This window comes from Planosporangium flavigriseum, from assembly GCF_011947225.1.
In the GTDB taxonomy this organism is placed as follows: Bacteria; Actinomycetota; Actinomycetes; order Mycobacteriales; family Micromonosporaceae; genus Planosporangium; species Planosporangium flavigriseum.
The window spans coordinates 80,396-106,879 of the sequence record NZ_JAATVW010000018.1; the positions used below are offsets into that span (position 1 = coordinate 80,396).

Annotated in this window: 23 protein-coding genes; 16 read left to right on the forward strand and 7 right to left on the reverse strand. The window is 70.3% G+C overall.

Annotated elements, in window-relative coordinates; translation table 11 throughout:
• Window positions 1-36: 36 nt before the first annotated feature.
• Window positions 37-726 carry a DUF427 domain-containing protein gene (locus HC028_RS21745; RefSeq protein WP_168079240.1) on the reverse strand — a complete coding sequence of 230 codons (690 nt, stop codon included), beginning with the start codon at window positions 724-726 and terminating at the stop codon, window positions 37-39.
• Window positions 727-735: 9 nt separating this feature from the next.
• Window positions 736-1,728, reverse strand: a complete 993-nt coding sequence (locus HC028_RS21750) for a sodium:calcium antiporter (RefSeq protein WP_168079241.1) — start codon at window positions 1,726-1,728, stop codon at window positions 736-738.
• A gap of 102 nt (window positions 1,729-1,830) precedes the next feature.
• On the opposite strand from HC028_RS21750, the gene HC028_RS21755 reads away from it, so the two are divergent.
• The 5 genes from HC028_RS21755 (at window position 1,831) to HC028_RS21775 (ending at window position 5,789) form a co-directional block, all read left to right on the forward strand.
• Window positions 1,831-2,211 (forward strand): TOBE domain-containing protein, encoded by a 381-nt coding sequence (locus HC028_RS21755; RefSeq protein ID WP_168079242.1) that lies wholly within the window; start codon window positions 1,831-1,833, stop codon window positions 2,209-2,211.
• Window positions 2,208-2,960 (forward strand): molybdate ABC transporter substrate-binding protein, encoded by a 753-nt coding sequence (gene modA / locus HC028_RS21760; RefSeq protein WP_168079243.1) that lies wholly within the window; start codon window positions 2,208-2,210, stop codon window positions 2,958-2,960. Before HC028_RS21755 ends, modA begins: the two co-directional genes overlap by 4 nt.
• Complete coding sequence (locus HC028_RS21765) at window positions 2,957-3,760, forward strand: ABC transporter permease (protein ID WP_168079244.1); 804 nt, start codon at window positions 2,957-2,959, stop codon at window positions 3,758-3,760. Before modA ends, HC028_RS21765 begins: the two co-directional genes overlap by 4 nt.
• Window positions 3,757-4,800 carry an ABC transporter ATP-binding protein gene (locus tag HC028_RS21770; RefSeq protein WP_168079245.1) on the forward strand — a complete coding sequence of 348 codons (1,044 nt, stop codon included), beginning with the start codon at window positions 3,757-3,759 and terminating at the stop codon, window positions 4,798-4,800. The genes HC028_RS21765 and HC028_RS21770 overlap by 4 nt, the downstream gene beginning before the upstream one ends.
• 89 nt (window positions 4,801-4,889) lie before the next feature.
• Window positions 4,890-5,789, forward strand: coding sequence for a mechanosensitive ion channel family protein (locus tag HC028_RS21775; RefSeq protein ID WP_168079246.1), 900 nt, complete (start codon window positions 4,890-4,892; stop codon window positions 5,787-5,789).
• A 69-nt stretch (window positions 5,790-5,858) separates the two neighbouring features.
• Here the strand turns inward: HC028_RS21775 and HC028_RS21780 are convergent, their stop codons facing one another.
• Window positions 5,859-6,209, reverse strand: a complete 351-nt coding sequence (locus HC028_RS21780; RefSeq protein WP_239075633.1) for a DUF6401 family natural product biosynthesis protein — start codon at window positions 6,207-6,209, stop codon at window positions 5,859-5,861.
• Window positions 6,210-6,354: 145 nt separating this feature from the next.
• Here HC028_RS21780 and HC028_RS21785 point away from each other — a divergent pair, with 145 nt between their 5' ends.
• The 5 genes from HC028_RS21785 (at window position 6,355) to ctaD (ending at window position 13,574) form a co-directional block, all read left to right on the forward strand.
• On the forward strand, window positions 6,355-6,759 hold the full coding sequence (locus HC028_RS21785; RefSeq protein WP_168079247.1) for an STAS domain-containing protein: 405 nt from the start codon (window positions 6,355-6,357) through the stop codon (window positions 6,757-6,759).
• A gap of 201 nt (window positions 6,760-6,960) precedes the next feature.
• Window positions 6,961-10,836 (forward strand): ATP-dependent RNA helicase HrpA, encoded by a 3,876-nt coding sequence (gene hrpA, locus HC028_RS21790; protein ID WP_168079248.1) that lies wholly within the window; start codon window positions 6,961-6,963, stop codon window positions 10,834-10,836.
• A 38-nt stretch (window positions 10,837-10,874) separates the two neighbouring features.
• Window positions 10,875-11,060, forward strand: coding sequence for an antitoxin (locus HC028_RS21795; protein WP_168079249.1), 186 nt, complete (start codon window positions 10,875-10,877; stop codon window positions 11,058-11,060).
• A gap of 122 nt (window positions 11,061-11,182) precedes the next feature.
• Complete coding sequence (locus tag HC028_RS21800) at window positions 11,183-11,578, forward strand: PPOX class F420-dependent oxidoreductase (RefSeq protein ID WP_168079250.1); 396 nt, start codon at window positions 11,183-11,185, stop codon at window positions 11,576-11,578.
• A 37-nt stretch (window positions 11,579-11,615) separates the two neighbouring features.
• Window positions 11,616-13,574 (forward strand): aa3-type cytochrome oxidase subunit I, encoded by a 1,959-nt coding sequence (gene ctaD / locus HC028_RS21805; protein ID WP_168079251.1) that lies wholly within the window; start codon window positions 11,616-11,618, stop codon window positions 13,572-13,574.
• Here the strand turns inward: ctaD and HC028_RS21810 are convergent, their stop codons facing one another.
• Window positions 13,575-15,041 carry a phosphatase PAP2 family protein gene (locus HC028_RS21810; RefSeq protein ID WP_168079252.1) on the reverse strand — a complete coding sequence of 489 codons (1,467 nt, stop codon included), beginning with the start codon at window positions 15,039-15,041 and terminating at the stop codon, window positions 13,575-13,577. It abuts the gene before it with no gap.
• Window positions 15,042-15,132: 91 nt separating this feature from the next.
• Between HC028_RS21810 and HC028_RS21815 the strand changes: the two genes are divergently transcribed.
• The 3 genes from HC028_RS21815 to HC028_RS21825 all read left to right on the forward strand — a co-directional run bounded on the left by HC028_RS21815 (window position 15,133) and on the right by HC028_RS21825 (window position 18,071).
• On the forward strand, window positions 15,133-15,960 hold the full coding sequence (locus HC028_RS21815; protein WP_168079253.1) for a DUF1206 domain-containing protein: 828 nt from the start codon (window positions 15,133-15,135) through the stop codon (window positions 15,958-15,960).
• The gene (locus HC028_RS21820; protein WP_239075634.1) at window positions 15,957-16,889 is read left to right on the forward strand and encodes a diacylglycerol/lipid kinase family protein; all 933 of its coding nucleotides are present in this window, start codon (window positions 15,957-15,959) and stop codon (window positions 16,887-16,889) included. Before HC028_RS21815 ends, HC028_RS21820 begins: the two co-directional genes overlap by 4 nt.
• A gap of 366 nt (window positions 16,890-17,255) precedes the next feature.
• The gene (locus HC028_RS21825; protein WP_168079254.1) at window positions 17,256-18,071 is read left to right on the forward strand and encodes a PP2C family protein-serine/threonine phosphatase; all 816 of its coding nucleotides are present in this window, start codon (window positions 17,256-17,258) and stop codon (window positions 18,069-18,071) included.
• A gap of 3 nt (window positions 18,072-18,074) precedes the next feature.
• Here the strand turns inward: HC028_RS21825 and HC028_RS21830 are convergent, their stop codons facing one another.
• Window positions 18,075-18,845, reverse strand: coding sequence for a 5-formyltetrahydrofolate cyclo-ligase (locus HC028_RS21830; RefSeq protein ID WP_168079255.1), 771 nt, complete (start codon window positions 18,843-18,845; stop codon window positions 18,075-18,077).
• 83 nt (window positions 18,846-18,928) lie between these two features.
• The gene (locus HC028_RS21835; RefSeq protein ID WP_168079256.1) at window positions 18,929-19,468 is read right to left on the reverse strand and encodes a hypothetical protein; all 540 of its coding nucleotides are present in this window, start codon (window positions 19,466-19,468) and stop codon (window positions 18,929-18,931) included.
• 430 nt (window positions 19,469-19,898) lie between these two features.
• On the opposite strand from HC028_RS21835, the gene HC028_RS21840 reads away from it, so the two are divergent.
• Entirely contained in the window at window positions 19,899-21,314 is a 1,416-nt protein-coding gene (locus HC028_RS21840) for a magnesium chelatase ATPase subunit I (protein ID WP_168079257.1), read from the forward strand.
• A gap of 2 nt (window positions 21,315-21,316) precedes the next feature.
• Entirely contained in the window at window positions 21,317-23,275 is a 1,959-nt protein-coding gene (locus tag HC028_RS21845) for a vWA domain-containing protein (protein ID WP_168079258.1), read from the forward strand.
• Between the two features lie 22 nt (window positions 23,276-23,297).
• Here the strand turns inward: HC028_RS21845 and HC028_RS21850 are convergent, their stop codons facing one another.
• Complete coding sequence (locus HC028_RS21850) at window positions 23,298-24,803, reverse strand: CYTH and CHAD domain-containing protein (RefSeq protein ID WP_168079259.1); 1,506 nt, start codon at window positions 24,801-24,803, stop codon at window positions 23,298-23,300.
• A gap of 335 nt (window positions 24,804-25,138) precedes the next feature.
• Between HC028_RS21850 and HC028_RS21855 the strand changes: the two genes are divergently transcribed.
• On the forward strand, window positions 25,139-26,107 hold the full coding sequence (locus HC028_RS21855) for an alpha/beta hydrolase (protein ID WP_203981480.1): 969 nt from the start codon (window positions 25,139-25,141) through the stop codon (window positions 26,105-26,107).
• Window positions 26,108-26,484 lie beyond the last annotated feature (377 nt).

Genomic DNA, 26,484 nt, shown 5'->3' on the forward strand with positions numbered 1-26,484 from the left:
GAAGCGTGGACACCGGCGTCGGTGTCCACGCTTCGTTCATGACGGCTCGGGCACGCCGTCGACGAACAGGTCGACCTTCTCGTTGTAGAAGCAGGCCAGGCCGGCGATCTTCTGGCTCTCCGGCAGCGGCGTGCGGTAGATCCACACCAGGTCCTCGTGGACCCGGCCGTTGACCTCGACCGACCAGTACGCCGCGGTCCCCTTGTACGGGCAGTGCGTCTGCGTATCCGACGGGCGCAACAGGTCGAGCCGCAGATCCGACAGGGGCAGGTAGTACCGCGGCGGCAGGCCGGTCTCGAAGAGGATCCGGGGCGAGCGGGACTCCGCCACCGTGACGCCGTCGATCTCGACCCGGACGTGCCGGCTGCTCGCCAGGATGTCGATCCGGGAGTACGGGTCCCGCGGGTGGACGTAGATCGGCTCGTCCTCCTCCAGCCATTCGTCCATCGCGGCGAAGTCGAGCCGTACGGTGTCCCGCAGGTCCGGGTCGGCGGCGTCCGGGAAGCGACGGGCAGCACCGGGGGCCTTCGCACGCTCGACCACGACGTCGAGGACCTTGCCGTCACCCATGAGTGAGGCGCGCACATCGGCCGACGGGATGTAGTACTGCGGGTAGTAGGGGTTCTCCCACACCAGCATCGGCCGGGTCGTGTCGGCGACGAGTTCACCGGCGAGGTAGGCGCGGACCCGCTTGCGGCCGCGCTCGCGGCGCCCTTGCTTGTCCATGGGGCAACGCTACCGCCGCGTCAACATCAGTACGAGGACCGCCGCGAACGCCAGGTAGAACAGGCCGACGGCGGCGAGCCGGGCCCGGGTGATCCGGGCCCGCATCGCCCACAGCAGGTAGCCGATGGCCACCATCGTCGCGATGCCCGACAGCAGCAGCGGCCGGTCGAACCGCCACGGGGTGAGCAGCAAACCGATCCCGCTGGGTACGGTCGCCTGAATCATCATCGCCCCGCTGATGTTGGCCAGGGCGAGCTTCGTCTTGCCCATGCGCGTCCAGATGAACGCGTTGAGCGTCTCCGGCAGTTCGGTCGCGACCGGCGACAGCAGCAGCGCGGTCACCGTCGGCGGGAGTCCGAGCATCGGCCCGACGGCTTCCAACTGGTGGACGAAGATCTGCGAGGCGATGAAGACGATCACCAGGGTGATGAGGGTCTGCGTGACGATGGCCCAGGTGGCCGGGTGCTCACGACGGGGCTGGGCCCGTAGCCGTTCGAGGGCCTCGCCGAGGACACCGGGCTCGTCGGGGGCCCGGATCTCCCGCCAGAAGTACACCGCGTACGCGACGAAGAAGAGCACCCCGAGCCAGGGCTTGATCGCGAAGGCGACGAGGCCGAGGGCCACCTTGAAGACGAAGATCGCGAGGAACCAGAACTGGTCGCGACGTAGCTTGTGCCGGTCGCCGTACTCCTCCGGCCGCGGGCGGCGGCGATGGGCGAGCAGGGTCAGGCCGACGACGGCGTACGAGATGGTGGCCAGCGCCAACGGCCCGCCCATCGCCGCACCGACCGCGAGCGCGTCCTGTTGCGCGCTGCGCCCCAGCGCCGCGACGAGCGTGACGACGCTCTCCGGCAGGGCGGTGCCCAGAGCCGCGAGCACGGTGCCGACCGCGAGCGGGCCCACCTTGAGGCGCAGGCCCAGCCACTCGACGGCGTTGACGAACCACTCGCAGGCGAGGTAGATCGCCACGGCGGAGATCAGCAGCAGCACTATGTGAATCACGAACTGTCCACCCGTCGGCGCAGGTGCAGCCCCCTATTGTGCTCGCACCTGCGAGCAGTGAGGGTATTTCGCATTGGCAATTGCGTGAGTACAGTGATCGCCGTGACAGTGTTCCGGATCGGCGAGGCGGCCGACCTGCTCGGCGTCAGCGCCGATACCGTGCGCCGCCTGATCGACGGCGGGCGGTTGACCGCCACCCGCGACGAGCACGGCCACCGCGTGATCGACGGGGCCGACCTGGCCGCGTACGTGCGTTCGGACGCCGACGGCGCCGCCGGGCGGTCCTCGGCGCGCAACCGGCTGCGCGGGATCGTCACCGCGGTCACCCGCGACACCGTGATGGCGCAGGTGGAGCTCCAGGCCGGGCCGTTCCGGGTGGTGTCCTTGATGAGCCGGGAGGCCGCCGACCAGCTCGGCCTCGAAGTCGGCTCCGTCGCGGTCGCGGTCGTCAAGTCCACCACCGTCGTCGTGGAGCTGCCATGAGACGACTGACGGCGCTCGTCGCTCTGGCCATCCTGACCGTGGCAGGCTGCGGTGGCCGCGCCTCTGATACGCCCACCGGAACGGTCACCGTGCTGGCCGCCGCCTCGCTCACCGAATCGTTCACACAGATCGGCAAGGACTTCGAAAAAGCCAACCCGGGCGTACGGGTGAGGTTTTCCTTCGGCGGCAGCTCCACGCTCGCCCAGCAGATCACCTCCGGGGCGCCCGCCGACGTGTTCGCCGCCGCCAGCCCGGCCACGATGAAGCAGGTCACCGAGGCCGGCCTGGCCGCCGGACCGGCCGACACCTTCGCCCGCAACCAGCTCGTCATCGCCGTGCCGAAGGGCAACCCGAAGCGGATCGTCGGCCTCGCCGACCTCACGCGACCGGGCACGAAGGTGGCGCTCTGCGCCGCGACGGTGCCGTGCGGCGCGACCGCCGCCACCGCGCTCGGCGCCGCCGGTGTCACGGTCACCCCGGTCACCCTGGAGCGGGACGTCCGCGCAGCGCTGGCCAAGGTGCGGCTCGGCGAAGTCGACGCCGCCCTGGTCTACCGGACCGACGCGCGGGCGGCCGCGGCACAGGTGGACGGGGTGGAGTTTCCGGAGTCGACGAAAGCGGTCAACGACTACCCGATCGTCGCGTTGCGCACGGGGCCCAACCCCGCCGGCGCGAAGCTCTTCGTGGCGTACGCGAAATCAGAGGCCGCGGCGGCGGTGCTGACCCACGACGGGTTCCAGCGGCCATGAGGGGGGCTTCGTCGGCCCCGACCGGCCGGATCCCGGTGGCGCTGGCCCTCCCGGCAGCGGCCGGCCTGACGTTCCTGGTGTTACCGCTGGTCGGACTGCTTACCCGGACGCCCTGGTCGGACCTGCCGGCCCGGTTGGCCGCGCCCGGCGTCCTCGACGCGCTGCGGCTGTCGCTGGGCACCGCCACCGCCGCGACAGTGGTCTCCGTCATCCTCGGCGTGCCCCTCGCGTGGCTGCTCGCCCGCAGCAGCTTTCCCGGCCGCCGCGTCGTACGGGCTCTCGTCACGCTGCCCCTGGTGTTACCGCCGGTGGTCGGCGGGGTGGCGCTGCTGCTCGTCTTCGGCCGCCGGGGGTTACTCGGCGGGTGGCTGGAGAACGCGTTCGGGGTGACGGTGCCGTTCAGCACGACCGCAGTCGTGCTCGCCGAGGCGTTCGTGGCGATGCCGTTCCTGGTGATCAGCGTGGAGGGCGCGCTGCGCGCGGCGGACGCCCGTTACGAGGAGGCGGCGGCGACCCTGGGAGCCACCCCCTGGACGGCGTTCCGCCGGATCACCCTGCCGCTGGTCCTGCCCGGTCTGGCGGCCGGCACGGTGCTGTGCTGGGCCCGTGCGCTCGGCGAGTTCGGGGCAACCATCACGTTCGCCGGCAACTTCCCCGGGCGTACCCAGACGATGCCCCTGGCCGTCTACCTCGCGCTGGAGTCCGACCCGGCCGCGGCGATCGTACTGAGCCTGCTTCTGCTCGTCGTGTCCGTCGCGATCCTGGCGGGCTTGCGCGAGCGTTGGATGAGTGTGCCATGACGCTGCTCGACGCCCACCTCGTCGCGTCGCTGGGCGCCTTCCGGCTCGACGTCGCGCTCACCGCCGACGCGGGCGAGGTGGTCGCACTGCTCGGCCCGAACGGCGCGGGCAAGACGACGGCGCTGCGAGTGCTCGCCGGGCTGCACCCAATCGCGGGAGGTCACATCCGGCTCGGGGGTACGCCGATCGAGGGGGCGCCGCCGCACGCCCGCCGCATCGGCGTGGTCTTCCAGGACTACCTGCTCTTCCCGCATCTCACCGCGCTGGACAACGTCGCCTTCGGGCCGCGCTGTCAGGGGATCCGGCGGGCCGAGGCGCGCCGCCGCGCCGGCGATTGGCTCGCCCGGATGGGCCTGGCTGACTCCGCCCGCGCAAAGCCCCGGCAGCTGTCCGGCGGGCAGGCCCAACGGGTCGCCCTGGCCCGCGCGCTCGCGCCTCAGCCGACCCTGCTCCTGCTCGACGAGCCGCTCGCCGCGCTCGACGCGCGTACCCGCCTGGACACCCGCGCCCACCTGCGCCGCCACCTCGCCGGCCACCCCGGCGTCACCATCCTGGTCACCCACGACCCGGTCGACGCGATGATCCTGGCCGACCGCATCGTGATCGTCGAGCAGGGCCGGGTGGTGCAGACCGGTGACGCGGCTACGGTCACGCGCCAGCCGCGTACCGACTACGTGGCCCGACTGGTAGGCCTGAACCTGTACCGGGGCCACGGGGCCGGGCACGCCGTGGCCCTGACCGGAGGCCTGACCCTGACCACGGCGGACGTCGTCGACGGGCAGGCGTTCGTGGCGTTCCCGCCGTCCGCCGTCGCGCTGCACCCGCACGCCCCGACCGGCAGCCCACGCAACACCTGGCCGGCGACGGTCGACGGGGTCGAGCGGCACGGCGACCACATCCGGGTCCACCTCACCGGGCCGGTGGAGACGGCCGCCGACATCACCCCGGCCGCCGCGGCCGACCTCGACCTCGCCCTCGGCCGACAACTGTGGGCGGCGGTAAAGGCGGCCGAGACCCGGGCGTACCCGGCGTCCGGGTGAGTGTTACCAGATCAGGTGGGTAGCCCTCTGCGGAGCGAGTGACCCGGGACTCCGGGTTGATCAACCGCACACACAGGAGGGACGGCGGTATGACCACCTATCTTGCCGCTCCGCCCGGCGCCATCACCCACGCGATACAAACCGTTGTGGCGTTCGTACCGAGATTCATCGCGTTTCTCGCCATCCTCGTCATCGGCTGGCTGGTCGCCAGCCTGCTCCAGCGGGTCGTGAACCAGGTTCTGGAGCGGGTCGGGTTCGACCGGTGGGTCGAGCGCGGTGGCGTCAAGGCCGCGCTGGCCCGCTCCCGGTACGACGCCTCTGACATCGTCGCCAGGCTGGTCTACTACGCGGTGCTGCTGTTCACCCTGCAACTCGCGTTCGGAGTATTCGGCCCCAACCCGGTGTCCGCCCTGATCGCCGGGGTCGTCAGATGGATCCCCCGAGCGATCGTCGCGGTCGTCATCGTGGTGGTGGCCGCCGCGATCGCCAACGCCGTTCGTGACCTCATCTCCGGGGCGCTCGGCGGTCTCTCGTACGGCCGGGTGCTGGCGAATGTCGCGTCCTGGTTCATCATCGCGATCGGCGTCATCGCCGCGCTCAACCAGATCGGCGTCGCCACCACGGTGACCACCCCGATCCTCGTCGCGGTGCTCGCCACGATCGCCGGCATCCTGATCGTCGGCGTCGGCGGGGGCCTGGTCCGGCCGATGCAGAACCGCCTGGAACGCTGGCTGGACCGGATCGCCGCCGAGTCGGCGACCGCCACCGAGCACGCGCGGGCGTACGCGGCGGGCCGGCGGGAAGCCGCCGACCGGCTCGCGGCCGAGCGGGCCGGCGCGCCGGCGGCCGGGGAGCCGCGTCCGGCAGAGTCCGCGCGTACCGGGGCGCAGTTCGGTGGTGGGCGCCCGGGTGTCCCGGACGCTCCCGGCCCGCCGCCCGGCCCCGCCGGCCTGGGAAAGGAGCCCCGGAGAGGCGACGACCGTACGTGAGCTGCGGCCGTACAAATTGAATCTTGGAAGGCCTGGCATCGAAGGCGATGTCAGACCTTCCAGGATGACTTAATGCGTTTCGGCGACCACACAGACGGCGAGCAGCCGTACCAGCACCCAGCAGGCGGCGGACCACTCCAGTCCGTCAAGGTCGCTAGGCATCTGCCACCCGTGGCTCGCCGCGGTGTCCAGCACCCCGTCGGCGTACGCCGCGAGGCCGACCGCACTCACCCGGCCGCCGGCTTCGATCAACGCGTCACGTACCGCCGCCACATGCTGATCCACCTGCGCGAGCAGCGCTGGATCGGCCCGCATGGCGCTCAGGCCGCTGGCACCGACCTGCCCGCGCAACTGGGCCAGCGCGAACTCCGCGCCCCATAACCCGGCATCCGGACGGAGATTCTCAAAAACGGCAGACACGTGCGGAGACCCTACAAACCACGCACCATAGGCCGTTCGGCTAGGGTACGGCTCCACCGATCCGCCGAGGTGCGGGCTTACGGTTGACGGCATCCGTCCATGGGTACAGTGCGCAGTTGAGCGGTCGCAACGGTAGGAGGTGACCATGGGAGACGCGTTGGTGACCTCACAGCGCCTCGACGACGGCACAGCGATCATCGATGTGCGCGGCGAACTCGACGTGACGACCGTCAACGGGTTCCGCGCCCTGCTGATCGACACCATCACCCGGCAGCAGCCGGCGCGGGTGGTGGTCGATATGGGGCGGGTGACCTTCATGGACTCCACGGGCATCGGCGCCCTGGTCGTCGGGTACAACACCGCCCGCGACATCGGCGCCGAGTTCGTCGTTCGCAACCCCAGCCCCTTCGTCCTCCGGCAGTTGCACATCACCGGCCTCAGCGACGTCTTCGGCCTGCCCGTCCCTGCGAACGGCGTCGGCGGCCAGCTCACCGCCCCCACCGGCCGGCCGAGCACCTCTCCGGCTGGAAACCCGCGGGCCGCTGGCTGACGGCCGCCGATCTCCGGTGTCGGAATAGCTGCGGGTTTCCCCTGTTGAACAACAAGGGCCCCCGGTACGCCCATAGGCCGTGAGAGGGGCGCCCTCCTCCCGATTAACCCCCCAAGAGGGGCGCCCTCCTAGAAAGCGCGCGCCCCAGTGGTCGAAACCACGAGCCGAAAGAGCTGAGCACTGCCTATCCTTGAGCGCCGTATGCCCGAAAACGCCGCGCCGTCCCCGCTAGCAGATCTGCAGGCCCGCCTGCCAGATCTGATGCTGCGTGACCAGCGCCGGCTGCGGCGGCGGATCGACGGGGTGCGCAAGATCCGCAAGTCCGACGACCGGGAGGCGGTGGCCGCGCAGATCGCGGCCGAGATCGAGACCGCCGAACAGCGCGTCGCGCTGCGCCGCGAGAGCGTACCGGCGATCCGCTACCCCGAGGCGCTGCCGGTCAGCCAGAAGAAGGACGATATCCTCGCCGCGATCCGCGACCACCAGGTCGTGATCGTCGCCGGCGAGACCGGCTCCGGCAAGACCACCCAGCTGCCCAAGATCTGTCTGGAGCTCGGGCGGGGCATCACGGGGCTGATCGGCCACACCCAGCCGCGCCGGCTCGCCGCGCGTACCGTCGCCGACCGCATCGCCGACGAACTCGGCACCGAGTCCACCGTCGGCTTCAAGATGCGCTTCACCGACCAGACGCGCGACGACACGCTGGTCAAGCTGATGACCGACGGCATCCTGCTGGCGGAGCTGTCGCACGACCGGATGCTCTGGCAGTACGACACGCTGATCATCGACGAGGCGCACGAGCGCAGCCTCAACATCGACTTCATCCTCGGGTACCTCAAGCAGCTCCTCCCGAAGCGCCCGGACCTCAAGGTGATCATCACTTCGGCGACGATCGACCCGGAGCGGTTCTCCAACCACTTCAATGAGGCGCCGATCATCGAGGTCTCCGGCCGGACCTACCCGGTCGAGGTCCGCTATCGCCCGCTGATCGAGGAGGCGGCGGACCCGGAGGAGACCGACGAGGTCCGCGACCAGATCCAGGCGATCGGCGACGCGGTCGGAGAGCTGGCGGCCGAGGGCCCCGGCGACATCCTCGTCTTCCTCAGCGGCGAACGGGAGATCCGCGACACCGCCGACGCACTGACCAAGATGGATCTCCGCAACACCGAGATCGTTCCGCTCTACGCGCGACTGTCAAGCGCCGAGCAGCATCGGGTCTTCCAACCGCACACCGGCCGCCGCGTCGTGCTCGCGACCAACGTCGCCGAGACGTCGCTGACCGTACCGGGGATCAAGTACGTCATCGACCCGGGTACCGCGCGCATCTCCCGGTACAGCCACCGCACCAAGGTGCAGCGCCTGCCGATCGAACCGATCAGCCAGGCCTCGGCCAACCAGCGCAAGGGCCGCTGCGGCCGGACCAGCGACGGCATCTGCATCCGGCTGTACTCCGAGGAGGACTTCCTCGGCCGGCCGGAGTTCACCGACCCGGAGATCCTGCGCACCAACCTCGCGTCGGTCATCCTCCAGATGACCTCGCTGGGGCTGGGCGACGTGGCCGCGTTCCCGTTCATCGACGGCCCCGACCGGCGCAACATCCGCGACGGCGTGGACCTGCTGCACGAACTGGGCGCGCTCGACGGCGACAAGCTGACGGCGACCGGCCGCAAGCTCGCCCAGCTACCGGTCGACCCGCGGCTGGGCCGGATGGTCCTCGAAGCCGAGCGCAACGGCTGCGTACACGAGGTCATGGTCATCGCCGCCGCCCTGTCCATCCAGGACCCGCGCGAGCGCCCGGCCGACCGGCAGGAGGCCGCCACGCAGGCGCACGCCCGCTTCGTGGACTCCGAGTCGGACTTCCTGACGTACCTGAACCTGTGGAACTACCTGCGGGAACAGCAGAAGGAGCTGTCCAGCAACCAGTTCCGCCGGATGTGCAAGAAGGAGTTCCTCAACTTCCTGCGGGTACGCGAGTGGCAGGACATCTACCTCCAGGTGCGGCAGGTGATGAAGAACCTCGGCGTCACGGTGCACACGGACACGCCCGCCGAGGGCACCGCGGTCCACCAGTCGCTGCTCGCCGGCCTGCTCGGCCACCTCGGCATCAAGGACGTCCAGAAGCAGCAGGACTACCTGGGCGCCCGCGGCGCCAAGTTCGCGATCTTCCCCGGCTCGGCGCTGTTCAAGAAGCAGCCCCGCTGGGTGATGTCGGCCGAATTGGTGGAGACGTCCCGGCTGTGGGCGCGGGTGAACGCGAAGATCGAGCCGGAGTGGGCCGAAAAGCTGGCTGGTCACCTGGTCAAGCGCAGCTACAGCGAGCCGCACTGGGAGAAGAAGCAGGGCGCCGTCATGGCGTACGAGAAGGTGACGCTGTACGGCCTCCCGCTCGTCGCGCAGCGCAAGGTGAACTTCGGCCGAGTCGACCCGCCGCTGGCCCGGGAACTGTTCATCCGGCACGCCCTCGTCGAGGGCGACTGGCAGACCCACCACGAGTTCTTCCACGAGAACCGGTCACTGTTGGCCGAGGTGGAGGATCTGGAGAACCGGGCCCGCCGCCGCGACATCCTCGTCGACGACGAGACGCTGTTCGAGTTCTACGACAAGCGCCTACCGGCCGACGTGGTGTCCGGCCGGCACTTCGACGCCTGGTGGAAGAAGGCCCGCCGCACGGACGCCGACCTTCTCAACTTCGAGAAGTCGATGCTCATCAACGACGGTGCCGGCGGGATCAGCGAGGGCGACTACCCGGACGTGTGGGTCGTCGGCGATCTCCGGCTACGGCTGACCTACCAGTTCGAGCCGGGTACCGAGGCCGACGGCGTCACCGTGCACGTCCCGTTGCCGGTGCTCGCGCGGGTACCGGCGGAGCCGTTCGAGTGGCAGGTCCCCGGCCTGCGCAAGGACCTGGTCACCGCGTTGATCCGGTCGCTACCCAAGCCGGTACGGCGTAACTTCGTCCCGGTACCCGACTTCGCCGCCGACGCGCTGACCCGCCTCACTCCTGGGAACGGTCCGCTGCTGGCGGCGCTCGAGCGCGAACTGCACTACCTCGGCGGAGTGGCCGTTCCGCACAGCGCCTGGGACCTGTCGAAGGTGCCCGAGCATCTGCGCATGACCTTCCGCGTGGAGGACGAACACGGCAAGAAACTGGCCGAGGGCAAGGACGTCGCCGCGCTGCGGCAGCAGCTCAAGCCGCAGGTACAGGAGACCATCTCCGCCGCGGCCGTGGCCGTCGAGAAGCGCGGTCTGCGCTCCTTTGAAGACGTGCCGCGCACGGTCCGCCAGGTCCGGGCCGGCTACGAGGTGACCGCCTACCCGGCGCTCGTCGACGCAGGCGAGAGTGTGGACATCCGGGTGTTCGACTCCGAGGCCGAGCAGCAGGCCGCGATGTGGCTGGGTACCCGACGGCTGCTGCAGTTGACCGTGCCGTCGCCGGTCAAGGTGGTCAACGCCCGCCTGACCAACCACGCCAAGCTGGGCTTGAGCCGCAACCCGCACCGCAGCGCGGCGGACCTGATCGACGACTGCGTCACCGCCGCGCTGGACAAGCTGATGGCCGACGCCGGCGGACCGGCCTGGGACTCGGCCGGCTTCGAGCGCCTGCGCGACTTCGTGCGCGCGGGCCTCGCCGACACCGTGTTCGCGATCGTGACCGAGGTGCAGCCGATCCTCGGAGGCGCGTACGCCGTCGAGAAGCGGTTGAGCGGCACCGCCAACCTGGCGCTCGTACCGGCCCTGACGGACATGCGGGCCCAGCTGTCCCGGCTGATCTACCGCGGGTTCGTCACCGACACCGGCTGGGACTACCTCGGTGAGCTGCCGCGCTACCTGAAAGCCATCGAGTACCGGCTCGACCGGGTCGGTGGCAACCTGCAGCGCGACCGGCAGCACATGGTCACCGTCGACCAGGTGTGGCAGGAGTACGAGCAGCTACGGACCGAGGTGCCGGACTCCCCGGGGCTGCGCCGGATCCGCTGGATGGTCGAAGAGCTGCGGGTCAGCCTGTTCGCGCAGGCGCTCGGCACTCCGCATCCGGTGTCCGACAAGCGCATCTATCGGGCGATGGACGAGCTTTAGTCGTTTGTGGACTTCCGCTGCGGGGAAGGAGTCAGGTCATGAACGGCTTCCTGGACAGAGCCAAGAAACTGTTGGACGAGCATGACGAAAAGGTCGATCAAGCGCTGGACAAGGTCCGCGAGAAGATCGACGAGAGTGCGAAGAACCAGTACAGCGAGCCTCTCGGCAAGGCCGTGCAGTTCGCCAAGGACCACACGGGCGAGGGTGATACCACGCGTCGATAACGCTCCCGCCGACCCCAGGATCCGGGCAATGTGTCAAACATTGCGCGGATCTTGGGGGCGGGCCGCGTTGCGCGGATCTTGGGGGCGCGGTTAGCGGCCAGGCTGCCGGGTAGGTGCCCGCCATGCCTGTGGCGCTGCCCGCGTTGGCGAAGGAGCTGCTAGACCGCAACACGTTCGTGGTGCTGAGCACGCTCAACCCGGACGGCAGCCCGCAGTCGAGCGTCATCTGGGCCATGCGCGACGGCGACGAGATCGTGTTCTCCACGATCCTGGGACGGCGCAAGACGAAGAACATGCAGCGCGACCCCAGGATCTCGGTCTGCGCGTACGACCCGGCCGACCCGTACCGCTACTTCGCCGCCCGAGGGCTGGTCAGGCTGACCCAGGAGGGCGGCCAGGAGCTGATCAACCAGCTGGCCCAGCGCTACCTGAACGGCCCGTACGAGGAGTACGCCCCGGACTCGGTACGCGTGGCGTGCCGGCTCGCTCCGGACAGCGTCGTCACTCAGCCTCTGTAGCTGGTTTGACCACTATCGACCGGGTAAGTCGAGCCCTATGTTCGGCAAGCGTCGAGGTGAGCCCAGACGCGCCGAGAGCGCCGATCCCCCGATTGGCCCGCTCGATCCGCGTCGGCAGGGCGCCCGCCCGATCAAGATTCCGGAACCGCACGAGGCGCTCCGGCCGGAGTACCGGGACCGGCATTCAGCCGAGGGCGACGACGAGTGGGAGCTGGCACGTGAGGCGGTGCGGCAGCCGCCGGACATCGAGCCGCGTATCCGCGAGGGCGGCGCGGCGACGCTGGCGCCGACCAGACCGTCGGAGCCGGAGCGGATCCGGCCGTATCCGGGCCCGATTCACCGCGCGCGCCCGGGTTCGGTGATCCTCGACTGGCTCCGGACGACCGACGCCAAAAAGATCGGGATCATGTACCTGGTCGCCTCGTACGCGTTCTTCCTGGCCGGGGGCCTGATGGCGCTGATCATGCGGGCTGAGCTGGCCCGGCCGGGCATGCAGTTCCTGTCGACCGAGCAGTACAACCAGCTGTTCACGATGCACGGCACGGTCATGCTGCTGCTGTTCGCGACCCCGATCGTGTTCGGGTTCGCCAACTACATCATGCCGCTGCAGATCGGCGCGCCCGACGTGGCGTTCCCCCGGCTCAACAACCTCTCGCTCTGGCTGTTCGTGTTCGGCGGCACCATCCTGATGGCCGGCTTCCTCGTCCCCAACGGGCCGCCGGACTTCGGGTGGACCGCCTACGCCAACCTCAACCACGCCAACAACACCCCAGGCGTGGGCGCGAACATGTGGATCATCGGGCTGGTGCTCTCCGGCATCGGCACAATCCTCGCCGCGGTCAACATGGTCACCACGATCGTCACCCTCCGGGCCCCCGGCATGACGATGTTCCGGATGCCGATCTTCACGTGGAACATCCTGATCACCGCGATCATGGTGCTGTTCGCGTTCCCGGTGCTCGCCGCGGCGCTGCTGGTACTGCTGTCGGACCGGATACTCGGCTCGCACGTCTACGACCCCGACCACGCCGGCCCGCTGATCTGGCAGCACCTGTTCTGGTTCTTCGGCCACCCAGAGGTGTACATCGTGGCGCTGCCGTTCTTCGGCATCATCACCGAGGTCATCCCGGTCTTCAGCCGCAAACCCCTCTTCGGGTACAAGGGGATGGTCGCCGCCACGATCGCCATCGCGGCCTACTCGATGACAGTGTGGGCACACCACATGTTCGCCACCGGCCAGGTACTCCTGCCGTTCTTCTCCTTCATGACCTTCCTGATCGCGGTGCCGACCGGGGTCAAGTTCTTCAACTGGATCGGCACCATGTGGAAGGGGCAGCTCACCTTCGAGACGCCGATGCTGTTCGCGATCGGCTTCCTGGTGACGTTCCTGCTCGGCGGCCTGAGCGGGGTGCTGCTCGGATCGCCGCCGCTCGACTGGCACGTCACCGACACCTACTTCGTGGTGGCGCACCTGCATTACGTGCTGTTCGGCACGATCGTCTTCGCCGTCTACGCCGGGTTCTACTTCTGGTTCCCGAAGATGACCGGCCGGATGCTCGACGAGCGGCTGGGCCGGGTGCACTTCTGGCTGACGTTCGTCGGCTTCCACACGACGTTCCTGGTGCAGCACTGGCTGGGCGCCCGGGGCATGCCCCGTCGGTACGCCAACTACCTGCCCACCGACGGGTTCACCACCTTGAACACCATCTCGACGATCGGGTCGTTCGTGCTCGGCGCATCCGTGCTGCCGTTCCTGTGGAACGTGTGGAAGTCGTTCAAGTACGGGCCGCAGGTGACCGTGAACGACCCGTGGGGCTTCGGGAACTCGCTGGAGTGGGCGACGAGTTGCCCGCCGCCACGGCACAACTTCGAGTACATCCCGCGCATCCGCTCCGAGCGGCCCGCGTTCGACGTGAAGTACGGCCAACTGGTCTCCGACTACGGGCGCGACCGCACGCTGCGGGAGGCCCGCCCGCCGCAGGAGATCGGGGACTGACTAGGTGGTGCGGGCGGCGACCTTCGCGGGCACGTCGGCCGGCGGGCAGCTCCCGTCCCCCTCGATGTCGCAGTTGGGCCGGACGAAGTAGATCATCGCGGCCAGCCAGCCAGCGGCGAGGATCAGGCTGCCGAGCACGTCGGTCGGGTGGTGCATGCCCCGGTACATCCGCGATACGGCCACCCACAGCGGCATCAGCACCGCGGCCGTCACGAACAGCCACCGCCACCAGGCCCGGACGCGGGGCACGGCGAGCACGGCGATGGCGGCGTACAGCAGGACGGTCGCCGCGACGTGGCCCGACGGGAAGCTCGACGTGGGCAGCGGCCCGTCCAGGTGGGGCACGTCCGGCCGCGCCCGGTCGACGAACCCTGCGGTCGCCAGAAACAGGCTGAGCTCGCCGAACATCGTCACCAGTAGGAAGATCACCGGCCGCCACTGCCGGATCGCGGCCAGCGCGACGGCGCCGGCGACGAGGCCGACGGCGAGGATCATGTGCGTGTTGCCGGCCTGGCTGCCGAGGTAGCTGACGACGTTGAGGGTGGGCGTGCGGTGGGCGGCCAGCCAGTGCGGGATCGTGTGGTCGCCGAGGATGTTGCCGTTGCCGGAGCGGTAGTGGGCGAGCGGTTTCCCGATCGCGCAGAGCAGGCCGAAGACCAGTACCCACGCCACCGCGCCGCCGGCGATCGCGAGCCGGGTGCGTACGACCTCGGCTTCGATGGCCGGCCCTGCCGGCTTCAGGTCGTCGGCCGCCTCGGGCTCCAGCCCTTCGGCGAGCGGTCGGGTCACCGGCCGGCCGGTCCGGCGGCGGTGGAGTTCGAACGCGTACGTGGTGACGCCGAGCCAGACCACGCCCAGGCACCACGCGCCGATCACGTCGGACAGGAAGTGCACCCCCAGCGCCAGCCGGGTGAAGCCGACCACGGCCACCAGCGTCGCGACGGCGGCTGTCGCCACACGCCGGGCGCGCGGAGAGAACGCCGGCGCGAAGACCAGCAGCAGGGCCCCGTACACCACGATCGACGCCAGAGAATGCCCGCTGGGGAAGCTGTTGCCCCCTCCGACGGCCACCGGGTGCTCCACCACCGGGCGCAGCCGCCCGATGGCCTGTTTGAGCGTCGGGTCGAGGATCAGCGCACCCGCACCGGTGATGACGAGGTACCCGGCGAGCCGGAACCGGCGGCGTACCACCAGCAGCACGCCTGCGATGGCGACCAGCCACCCGAGGAAGGCGTGGCTGCCGAGCCGGGTGAGGTACTCCATCGCCCGGACCGCGCCACGGTGCCCGGCGACCGCCTCGTTGAGCCCGTCGGCGAGGCCGCGGTCGACGGACTCGAGCGGCAGCCACCTGGCCCGTACGAGCAGTACGAGCACGGCGAAGAACAGCGCCGCGAAGCCCGCGGCGGCGACGCGCGACAGGATGCGGCCTTCGAGCCGCGACCTCCACTGCGGAACGGCTGTGGTCACTGAGGTCCTCCGCAAGCCGGGTACGGGTCGACGCGCTGATACCCGACCAGGTGAAGTTTGAATCGACCGCCGTCGTGGGGATACCCGGTCCATGACTGTCGCGCAGAGTGCCAGACGCACCGCCCGCCAGGCCGCGCGGAGCGGCACCCTGGAGACGCTCACCCGGATCGGGTTCGTCGGGTACGGACTGCTGCACCTCGCGGTCGCCTGGATCGCCGTACAGCTCGCCCTCGGCCACCCCTCGGGTGAAAGCGACCAGGCCGGAGCCTTCCGGTACCTCGCCGACCAGCCGTTCGGCCGGTTCCTGCTGATGGTCACCGTCATCGGCCTCGCCGCGATGGCCGTCTGGCAGCTGCTCCTGGTGTTCGTCGGGCACCGCGAGGAGCACGGCTTCTCCCGTACGGCGGAGCGCGTGGCTTCGGCGTTCCGGACCCTCGTCTACGCGGCGCTGGCGTGGACGGCCTACCAGGTCGTGGTGGGCACGCCGACCTCGAACGCCGAGCAGACGGAGAAGGCCACGGCCGGGTTGATGAGCCGGCCGGCCGGGCTCTGGCTGGTCGCGCTCGCCGGCGTCGCCGTGGTCGCCACCGGGCTCGGCCTGGTCGTGTACGGGGCCCGCCGCAAGTTCGAAAAGCGCCTGCTCATTGCACAGATGGGCAACTCGACCAGGCTTACCGCGGTCCGGCTGGGTCAGCTCGGCTACGTCGCCAAGGGCGTCGCCTTCGGGATCGTCGGCGTCCTGCTCTTCCAGGCGGTAACGAGCCACAACCCGGCCAAGTCACGGGGGCTCGACGCCGCGCTGCGGCTACTGGTGAGCCAGCCGTACGGGCCGGTCCTGCTCATCCTGATCGCCCTCGGCCTGGCCGCGTTCGGGGCGTACTGCTTCTTCCAGGCCCGGTACCGGAAGGTCTGCCCGTGACGGCTACCGCCGAGCAGGTTCGCACCGCCACCCGGTCGGCGGTGGTGATCAATCCGGCTAAGGTCACCGACCTCGACGGCCGGCGCCGCGACATCTGCGCAGCCCTCGCGGCGGCCGGCTGGCCCGAACCGCTGTGGCTGCCCACCACACCCGAGGATCCGGGCTGCGGGCAGACCCGCCAGGCGATCTCCGACGGCGTCTCCGTGGTCTTCGCGTGTGGTGGTGACGGCACGGTGATGGCCTGCGCGAGCGAGCTCGCCGGCACCGACGTGGCCCTGGCCGTCCTGCCCTCCGGTACGGGCAACCTGCTCGCCACGAACCTCGGGCTCTCCTCGGACGTGCAGGCGGGCGTCGCGGTCGCCACCGGTGGGCGGCGTCGCCGGATCGACGTGGGCGTGGTCGGAGACCGCTGCTTCACCGTGATGGCCGGGATGGGTTTCGACGCCGAGATGCTCGCCGCCACCCCGGAGACGCTGAAGAAACGGGTCGGCTGGCCGGCGTACGTGATCTCCGCGCTGGGGCGGTTACGCGACCGGCCGATGCGGGTACAGATCCGGCTCGACGACCGTCGCCCGATCCGCCGGCGCGCCCGTACCGTCCTGGTCGGCAACGTCGGCCGATTACAGGGCGGCGTACCGCTCCTGCCGGCTGCCGAGCCCGACGACGGCTGCCTGGACGTGGCCGTCCTGACGCCGCGTACGCTGCGCCATTGGCTGTCGCTCGCATGGGGGGTGCTGCGCCGCCGGCGCGACGTCGCGCGGATGGAGACGTTCCGCGCGCGGCGGGTCGAGATCACCAGCGACCGCGAGCAGGCCCGTGAGCTCGACGGCGACGTGATCGAGCCCGGCCGGTCACTCACGGTGACGGTCCGGCCCGGGGCGCTGTGCCTGTGTGTACCCGAGGACGCGCCGGAGAGCGGGCTCGGCTGAGGGCATACTCCCCTTGCGCGAGCCGGCCCTTTCACCGATCTTGGAGCAGTGCATCTGATGTGAGCCGTGTGCTTTCACCAAGACCAACACGAGGGTGACGTCGTGCCGTGCGTCCAAGCGCGGCACCATACGCAATAGTGCGTACAGACCCGTCCGTTAGGGGCAAGCTGGTGACCATAGTTAGCGGAGTACACCGACCGGGAGGGACGCCGTGAGCGCGAGGAGCTATGACAACTCCGGCTCGGCGCTCGACCGCTCTGGCTCGGCGTGTCTGACGACACGCCGCGACCCAGAGCCGTCGCTGACGCCGCGCCGCGACCCAGAGCCGTCCCTTGCGAGCCCCGCAGCGCGAGCCGAGGTGACATGGTGAGCATCGTCCTGCGCTTCGGCGCCCGCAGCGACCGGGGCGCTGTACGCCCGGCCAACCAGGACTCGGCGTACGTGGGTCCGCGCCTGTTGGTCATCGCCGACGGCATGGGCGGGATGGCGGCCGGGGACCTCGCCAGCCGCCTCACCATCGTCGCCCTCGCGCCGCTGGACCGCCTCGCGGCGACGCGGGCCCTCGAGGACCCCAACGACACCCTCGTCGACAGCCTGCAGGCGGTGGCCGAGGACGCCAACCGGCGGATCCGCGACGAGGTCGCGGCCAACCCGGCGCTGGACGGGATGGGCACGACGCTGACGGCCGTCCTGCTGGCCGGCGGAAAAATCAGCATGGTGCACGTAGGGGACTCCCGGGCGTACCGGCTGCGCGACGGCGAACTGCAGCAGGTGACCAAGGACGACACGTACGTGCAGATGCTCCTCGACGAGGGGGCCATCGGACCCGACGAGGCGGCCGCGCACCCACACCGCTCCGTCGTGACCCGGGCGCTGCAGGGCCGCCAGGTCGAAGCCCGGTACTCGGTCCGTCCCGCGGTGATCGGCGACCGGTACCTGCTGTGCAGCGACGGGCTCTCGGAGGCCGTCTCCGCCGACGCGATCGCCGCCGCGCTGAAGGGGCTCCCGGATCCGCAGGCCTGCGCGGACCAGCTTGTCGCCATGGCGCTCCACGCGGGCGCGACGGACAACGTCACCGTCATCGTCGGTGACGTGGTGGAGGCCGAGACCGGCAGCGAGCAGCAGCCGGGAGTTCTCGGGGCGGCGGCGGAGCGCGAACCGGCGATGGACGGGCCGGCCTGACGATCAGGATCGGAGGGCGACCAGCAGCGGGATCGCCGCGATCTTCTCCTCGGTGAGCTCCGACCACCGGATGCCACCCTCGGGCCGAGGACCCCGCGCCGCGCGGCAGTCGATCACGCGCTCCGGCGTAACAACGAGATCGACGGGTACGTCGTGAGCCGTCGTCGGGATCGCACCGGCCGGGCGTACCTGCAACTCATGGACTGTGGTGACGACCAGCGTCCGGGGACCGATCAGTCCAGCGGCGGCCGCGAGGGCATACTCCAGGTCGGCGAAGCCACCGCCCTTGCCCAGCCGCGCTCCGTCCTCCCCAACGGCCACACAACCGGTGACGACCAGGTCCACCGGCGACAGGTCGGCCACCGCCACCCGCCGCGCCGACCGGCTCGCGCCGCTGATGGACGCCGCCTTGCGCGGGGAGTCGGCGAGGTGATCGGGGTCGAGCAGGAAGAACGGGTCAAACTCGGCCAGGCGCGGCACGGCCATGTAGACGGTCTTGCCGTCTTCGAGCGCCCGTTGGCGTACCGGTAGCTGCGCCGAGTCCGGATTGGCCTTGACCGTCTCGGCGGCGCGCCACTCCGGCAGGCCCCGTAGCCGCTCGGCCGCCGCCTCGGCGCCGACGAAGTTCGAGATGCGCCCGGCAGCGCCGGGGAACCGGGCCGCCCGCGCGGCGGTCAACGTGGACCAGACCTCTTCGCGCAGCGCCGCCTTGGCCGCGAGAAGATCCGCGTCGCCACCAGCGTCGTGATCATGTCGGGGAGCGCGTCGAGGCATGCGGCGTACCTTAACGCCCTCAAACGAAGGGGCACCGTGCAGCACTGGTTCGTGCCGCACGGTGCCCCTTCGCTGCGACGGACCTACTTGGTGGCGCCGCCCAACGTGCACAGCTCGTCGATCCTGTTGGCGTCACTCTGGAGCTTCTGCTCCAGGCCGGCGGGGGGCGGGTTGCCCGTGTTGATGGCCTGCAGGAGCTCGTTGTAGTCGTTCGCCAGCGCCATCATCGCGTCGCGGACATCATCGTGCCTGGCCTTGGCGGAGGCGGCGGTGAGGCCGTCGACGGCCTTCTTCAGCTCCGTCTTCACGGACGCCGGGTCCGACGCCATACTCGCCGAGTTTATGATCACGTCCTTACCGGCCGTGCAGCCCGGGTCGGCCACGGTCGCGACGTTCTTACCGACAGTCGCGAGGGCGAACACGACAGCGGCGGCCGAAATAGCCATCGCGAGTACCGAGACAATGACGCCGGCGACCGCCAGGCCACGGCCCCCCTTGCGGCCCTTACCGGTCTGGAACAGCGCGATGACGCTGAGGACGAGTCCGACCGGCGCCATCAGGAAGGCAAGAATCAGGCCGGCGATGGCGAGACCGCTGATACCCTGCTCGGGCGCTGGCGCCACGGGGGCAGCAGGGTAGCCCGCACCCGGAGCGCCGGGGTAGCCCCCACCCGGAGCGCCGGGGTAGCCCGCACCCGGAGCGCCGGGGTAGCCCGCACCCGGAGCGCCGGGGTAGCCCCCACCCGGAGCGCCGGGGTGACCGGCGTGAGGGGCGGTGGGTTCGGGCGGTTCTGAGTTGATCGACATCTTCACTCGCATCCGGGGAATTGATTACGGCGAACGAGGACGCTACTAGTTGCTCGGCACCCCAGCGGGAGGTTCGCCCAAATCGTGATACGGAAGGGGTGACCGCGGAGCTGCCACGAGCGTTTGGGCGAGGAGGCTACAAGGACACCGGCGCCCGGCACCGCGAAATTTCCATAATCGCCGAGAGTTCGGGGCGCTAGGACACCGCAAGGTCTCGGTGATCATGGAAAAGGGGTAGCGTCGATGCGTGACAGAAACGGTTGTGCCCACCCCACCGTCCGATCTGCCGCGCACGCTCGGCGAGCTGCGTGCCACCGACCACCGCTACCGCACTGTCAAGCAAGAACTGCGGGAGAACCTGCTCACGCGGCTGCGCGACGGCGTCCCGAGATTCCCCGGCGTCGTCGGCTACTCCGACACCGTTCTGCCCGAGCTTGAGCGCGCGCTGCTCGCCGGGCATGACGTGGTGCTGCTCGGCGAACGCGGCCAGGGAAAGACCCGGGTGATGCGCTCGCTGATCGCGCTGCTGGACGAGTGGACGCCGGTGATCGCCGACTCGGAGCTCAACGAGCACCCGTTCTCGCCCGTAAGCCCGGCGTCCATCCGGCTGGCCGCCGAGGCCGGCGACGACCTGCCGATCAGGTGGCTGCACCGGTCGATGAGGTACGGCGAGAAGCTCGCCACGCCCGACACCAGCGTCGGCGACCTCATCGGCGACGTCGACCCCATCCGGGTGGCCCAGGGCCGCACCCTCGGCGACCCCGAGACGATCCACTTCGGCCTGGTGCCGCGTACCAACCGGGGCATCTTCGCCGTCAACGAACTGCCCGACCTGGCCGAGCGCATCCAGGTGTCGCTGCTCAACGTGCTGGAGGAGCGCGACATCCAGATCCGGGGGTACCAGCTGCGCCTGCCGCTGGATCTCCTCCTGGTTGCCAGCGCCAACCCGGAGGACTACACCAACCGCGGCCGCATCATCACGCCGCTCAAGGACCGGTTCGGCGCCGAGATCCGCACCCACTACCCGCTCGAACTCGAACTCGAACTCGACCTGATCCGGCAGGAGTCCCAGCTCGTCGCGGAGGTGCCCGAGCACGTCCTCGAGGTCGTCGCCCGGTTCACCCGGGCGGTACGCGAGTCCCCGTCGGTCGACGCCCGGTCCGGCGTCTCGGCCCGGTTCGCGATCGCCGCGGCCGAGACCGTCTCCGCCTCGGCCCTTCGCCGCGGCGGCCTGCTGGGCGAAGACCAGCCGGTCGCCAGGGTCTGCGACACGATCTCGGTGACCAGCACCCTGCGTGGCAAGGTCGAGTTCGAAAGCGGTGAGGAGGGTCGCGAGATCGAGGTCCTCGCCCACCTGCTGCGTACGGCAACGGCCGAGACGTTCCACGCCCGCCTGGCCGGGCTGGACCTGTCCGGCTTCACCAACCTGGTCGCCGAGGGCGAGGTCATCGAGACGGGCGAACTGGTCAGCGCGGGCGAACTGCTGCGTCAGGTCGGGACCGTACCCGGCCTGGCCAAGGTGCTCGACCGGCTCGGCCTCGGCGACGCGCCCAGCCGCGGCGAAGCGGCGGCCGGCGTCGAGTTCGTGCTGGAGGGGCTGCACCTGACCCGCCGGCTGTCGAAGGATCTCACCGACGACGGCCGGACGGTGTACGGGGTCTGACGATGGCATCCAACCGGTACCGGTACGGGGCGTGGCGCGGCGGGCCCGATCCGCTCGCGCCGCCCTACGACGTACGCGCCGCCGTCGACGCGGTCGGTAACGAGATGCTGGCCGGCGGCAGCCTGCGGGAGGCGCTGCGTAACCTGCTGCGCCGGGGTCCGCAGGGCGGCCGTGGCCTGGACGACCTGGCCGCGCGGGCCCGCCGGCTGCGCCGCGAGGCGATGCGGCGCGGCAACCTCGACGGCGCGGTGACCCGGGCGCGGGCCCTGCTCGACCAGGCGCTCGCCGCCGAGCGGGACGAGCTTGGTCGCCGCGACGATGAAGAGGCCCGATTCGCCGAGGCGACCCTCGACAACCTGCCCCGCTCGACCGCACGAGCCGTCGAGGAGCTGTCCGGGTACGACTGGGCCAGCGACGAAGCGCGTCGCTCGTACCAGCAGATCCTGGACGGGCTGCGCCGGGACGTGCTCGAACAGCGGTTCGCCGGCATGCGCGAGGCGCTGCAGGGGATGTCCGACCCGCAGGCCAACCAGCAGCTCAAGCAGATGATGAGCGACCTCAACGACCTGCTGGCCCGGCACGCCCGAGGTGAGGACACGGACGACGCGTTCCGCGAGTTCATGGCCGAGCACGGCGAGTTCTTCCCGGAGAACCCGCAGTCGGTCGACGAACTGGTCGACACGCTCGCGCGACGGGCGGCAGCCGGTGAGCGGCTGATGCGGTCGCTGTCGGAGCAGCAGCGCGCGGAGCTCGGGCAGCTCATGGCCCAGGCGCTCGGCGACGCCGAGCTGGCCAGTGAGATGGCGGCGCTGACCGGAAACCTGCGCGCGCTGCGCCCCGACCTGGCGTGGGGGCGCCGCGAACAGGTACGCGGCGAGCAGGGTCTCGGGTACGGCGAGGCCGCCGGGGCTCTGGAGGAGATCGCCGACCTCGACGACCTGCTCGACCAGTTGGGCCAGGAACATCCGGGCGCGACGCTCGACGACGTGGACGTCGAGGCAGTCGAGCGCAACCTCGGTCGCGGTGCCGCCGACGACGTACGGCGGCTGCAGGAGCTTGAGCGTGAACTGCGCCGCCAGGGTTGGGTCACCCGGGGCGCGGACGGGCTCACGCTCAGCCCGAAGGCGCTGCGCCGGCTCGGCGGCACCGCGCTCCGCACGGTCTTCTCCCAGCTCGATGGTGGTCGACGCGGCCAGCACGACCTGCGGTCCGCCGGCGCCGCCGGTGAGCTCACCGGTGCGTCCCGGCGCTGGGAGTACGGCGACGAGCAGCCCCTCGACGTGATCCGTACGGTCGCCAACGCGGTCCGGCGCAGCGGCCCCGCGACCCCGGTGGCCCTCGCGGTGGAGGACTTCGAGGTCGTCGAGACCGAGCGGCGGGCGTCGGCGGCGGTCGCGCTCTGCGTCGACCTGTCGTTCTCGATGATCTCGGAGGGGCGCTGGGGGCCGATGAAACAGACGGCGCTGGCGCTGTCCCACCTCATCGCGACCCGGTACCCACAGGACGCGCTGCAGATCATCGGTTTCGGCCGGTACGCCATGCAGTTGTCCCAGGCCGAGCTCGCCGCCATCGAGCCGGACATGGTGCAGGGCACCAACCTGCAGCACGCGCTGCGGCTCGCCGGCCGGCACCTGCGCCGCCACCCGGAGTCGGAGCCGGTCGTCCTCGTCGTCACCGACGGGGAGCCGACCGCCCACCTCCTCGACGACGGCGAGGCGGTGTTCTCCTGGCCGCCGATGCACGAGACCGTGTACGCCACCGTGTCCGAAGTAGACAACCTGACTCGTTACGGCACGACGCTCAACCTGTTCATGCTGGGGGAGGACCCCGGGCTGCGCCGGTTCGTCGACGCTGTGGCCAAGCGCTGCGGCGGCCGCGTGTTCACCCCGGACGTCGAGGACCTCGGCAGGTACGTCGTGAGCGACTACATCCGGGCGCGCCGGGGCCGCCAGGGCCGGTAAGCCGGCAAGGCTTCGGCCACCGTCAGGCCTTCAGCCAGCGGCGCACCTTCGGCTCGCCGGCCCTGCGCCGGACCTCACACAGCCGCTCCAGCCGGCGCAGGTCCGCGTCGTGCTGGCGCGCGTGCAACAGCCCGTACGTGAAGGCGTTCGCACCGTCCAGGTGGGCCCGCATGCCGTACTCGCGCAACAGCTCGCCGGTCGTGATGGTGTCCTGGTGCGCGCCGAGCACGTCCTGCAGCGCGGTGAGCCGCTTGGTCAAGCGGCGGGCCGGCTTCCCGGCGAGCGGAGCGATCGCCTCAGCCGCGTACCGGGCCCGCTTGTACGCCTTCCGCGCGTCGTGCAGGTGTGCGTCGTTGCGACCGTCGCCGGCGGCGTCGTTGCGACCGCCGCCGACAGCCCGGTCGAGTCGCTCGTCGGCGCGGCGGAGGGCCTTGCGCGCAAACCGCCGCAACCGTTTCCCGGTCGCCGGGACCCGCGGTTCGGCGGCGACGACGTCGTCAAGTGCGTTCAGGAGCGCGGCGTACCGGGGGCTGTCGAGCGCCTCGATCAGGCGTACCCGCGCCTCGGCGGTACGGGACGCCAGCCGCCCGTGGATGTGCGCGACGACCGGGCCGACCACCAGTTCGACCGGCTCGGCCCTGACCGCCCGGTCCAGCCGTACGGCCATCACGTCGCCATCCCGGACCTCGCCGAGCACCTGGCCCAGCCACTTCAGCTCCTCCCGCAGCGGCTCGGCACGGTCGGCGTCGAGCAGCGGACGGAAGGTACGCAGGGTGCCGCGCAGCCGCCGGGTGGCGACCCGCATGGCGTGTACGGCGTCCGGGTCACCGCGGCGTACGCCCGGGTCGTTGCTCACGATGGCGTCGCGCTGCTTGCCCAGGTACGCGTTCAGCACCTGGTCGTTTCCTGACCTGCGCCGTCCATCCGGGTAGCGGTCGGCCAGCGCGCGGGCCAACTTGGACGCCACCCGGGCGGGGCGGGCACCAGCGGCCCGCAGGACCTCGTCAACAGCGTCGAGTACCCGTCGCGGGCCGTCAACCAGTTCGACCTCCAGTTCCCGCCACTGCTGCACCAGTGCCTGCTCGCCCATGGTCTCGCTGGACACGACATCGTCCGCGAGGAGCGCGAACACGGTGCCGTCGGCGGCACGCAGCGGACGCTCGAGGCGGCGGGTACGGACGCGGGCCACGGGTGCCAGCGGTTCACCGCGGCTGAGCGCCCGCACCTCGTCCAGGACGGCGGGTGGTATCTCGCCGGCATGACCGTCGAGGGGCACCTGGGTCTCGGTTCGGTCGCCATTGCGAACGGGCCGTTTGAGGTGCCAGCCCGCGTCATGTCCGCCGCTACGCCGGCGCAGCGTGACCCCGTGGGCAGCAAGCCGGAGCCCCGGAGTGTCGTAGTAGATGGCGTCCAACCGGTGCTCGACCGGCTCGTCGACCACGGTTACGCCACGCAGCCCGGTCAGATCGGGCACGGCAAAGTCGACGGGTACCTCGTACTTGCGCTCGACCTCGGTTTTGGTGGGCATGTGCCGGGCGTACCCGCAGCGGGGCCGGCACTAACGGCGCCGGCCACTCACTCGACGCCGAGCTCGCAGTGCTCTCGCAACTGCTCGGCGTGTCGACCACAACCGGTACGCGGGCCCGATCGTGCTTGATCTACCGCTCAGCGCACGGCAATGCCCGCTCACTGGCCAGGTTCGGCCAGGACCCATCGATTCTCTTGCCTGCGTTGGTGTTCGCTGCAATCGTCCCTCGGTACCTGGGATTCGTTCCGGCACATCTCCATCGCTGGGGATCGAGAGGAGCCAAGTTGTACAGATGGCTTACCGCGAACATTCATGTACGTCGCACGCTGGCGGCCGTGGCAACCGCTGCCGTGGTCGCAGGGCCGTCGAGCGCAGCGGTCGCCGCGGATCCACCGAACCAGGCGTCCGACGGCGCTCGTGTCGTCGCCGAGCAGGTGGTCGGAGCGCGCCAGGTCGACCTGACGATCCAGTCGCCCGCGCTCGGCACCACCGCGAAGGTGCGTCTGCTAACGCCCGACGGGTGGTCTCACCGCCGGCTCGGCCGCCACTGGCCGGTGCTCTACCTGCTCCACGGCTGCTGCGACTCGTACGTGAGCTGGACCCGGTCCACCGACGTCGCCAGCATCCCCGAGCTGCGTGACGTCCTCGTCGTCATGCCCGAGGCCGGGGCGGCCGGCTGGTACAGCGACTGGTGGAATCACGGTGCCGGCGGCGCTCCACAGTGGGAGAAGTTCCATCTCACGGAGCTACGCCAGATCCTCGAACGCGGCTACGGCGCCGGCCCGAAACGAGCCATCGCGGGCCTGTCGATGGGCGGCTTCGGCGCGATGTCGTACGCGGCCCGCAACCCCGGCATGTTCCGCGCCGCCGCGTCGTACAGCGGCGTCGTGCACCCGCTGGCCGACGCCTCGTACTGGCTCCCCTTCTTCGGGTTCAGCGGGCTCGACCCGTACGCGCTCTGGGGCGACCCGGTCGGGGAGCAGGACATCTGGGCCGACCACGATCCGTACTACCTCGCGAAGCGGTTGCGCCACACCGCACTGTTCATCGCCTGTGGTGACGGCACCGCCGGCCCGTTCGACAAGCCCGGTCGTACAGACTCTCTCGAGGCGCTGATCTACCGGGAGAACGTCACCTTCGCCGACCGCCTCGCCGAACTCGGCATCAACGCGACAACCGACTTCTACGGCGCGGGCACGCACAGCTGGCCGTACTGGCTGCGCGAGCTGCACCGCTCACTGCCCATGCTGCTCGACGCGCTCCACACCGGACGTGGCGTAGCGGCCGGAATCGCCGGGGCATAAAGCCCTCGATCGAGCGGTGCGGCGGGTGACCGGAACCAGTTCCGGTCACCCGCCGCACGTTTACCTTCGACCAGCAGCAAGCGGCTCCCCGGCAGCAAGTTCTATACAAAACCTCTATATCGGATATAAGACCTGCCGATAAAGAAGTGGTACAGGTCACGACGTGTGTCTGACGTGGTACGGCCCGTCCCGCTGTCGAGTCGTATCAGCCGTCTTTACGCCTGAAGGACCCGACGTCCGCGCCGCTGCGCAACAAGCAGCCTCCGCGATCCGCCAGGTTCTGAAGCGGCTCACGCGTGCCCGGCAACGGCCAGCTGGCTAGCAACGTAGACAGGAGCATCGTGAGCAACAGCATCACTTCCGGAGGCGGCCGGCGC

Bases quoted from the DNA above. Each gene is read 5' to 3' on its own strand.
- HC028_RS21745 (WP_168079240.1), bottom strand. From the start codon at position 726: ATGGACAAGCAAGGGCGCCGCGAGCGCGGCCGCAAGCGGGTCCGCGCC.
- HC028_RS21830 (WP_168079255.1), bottom strand. From the start codon at position 18,845: ATGCCTCGACGCGCTCCCCGACATGATCACGACGCTGGTGGCGACGCG.
- HC028_RS21785 (WP_168079247.1), top strand. From the start codon at position 6,355: ATGGGAGACGCGTTGGTGACCTCACAGCGCCTCGACGACGGCACAGCG.
- HC028_RS21845 (WP_168079258.1), top strand. From the start codon at position 21,317: ATGGCATCCAACCGGTACCGGTACGGGGCGTGGCGCGGCGGGCCCGAT.
- hrpA (WP_168079248.1), top strand. From the start codon at position 6,961: ATGCCCGAAAACGCCGCGCCGTCCCCGCTAGCAGATCTGCAGGCCCGC.
- modA (WP_168079243.1), top strand. From the start codon at position 2,208: ATGAGACGACTGACGGCGCTCGTCGCTCTGGCCATCCTGACCGTGGCA.
- HC028_RS21800 (WP_168079250.1), top strand. From the start codon at position 11,183: ATGCCTGTGGCGCTGCCCGCGTTGGCGAAGGAGCTGCTAGACCGCAAC.
- HC028_RS21850 (WP_168079259.1), bottom strand. From the start codon at position 24,803: ATGCCCACCAAAACCGAGGTCGAGCGCAAGTACGAGGTACCCGTCGAC.
- HC028_RS21770 (WP_168079245.1), top strand. From the start codon at position 3,757: ATGACGCTGCTCGACGCCCACCTCGTCGCGTCGCTGGGCGCCTTCCGG.
- HC028_RS21765 (WP_168079244.1), top strand. From the start codon at position 2,957: ATGAGGGGGGCTTCGTCGGCCCCGACCGGCCGGATCCCGGTGGCGCTG.
- HC028_RS21775 (WP_168079246.1), top strand. From the start codon at position 4,890: ATGACCACCTATCTTGCCGCTCCGCCCGGCGCCATCACCCACGCGATA.
- ctaD (WP_168079251.1), top strand. From the start codon at position 11,616: ATGTTCGGCAAGCGTCGAGGTGAGCCCAGACGCGCCGAGAGCGCCGAT.
- HC028_RS21795 (WP_168079249.1), top strand. From the start codon at position 10,875: ATGAACGGCTTCCTGGACAGAGCCAAGAAACTGTTGGACGAGCATGAC.
- HC028_RS21815 (WP_168079253.1), top strand. From the start codon at position 15,133: ATGACTGTCGCGCAGAGTGCCAGACGCACCGCCCGCCAGGCCGCGCGG.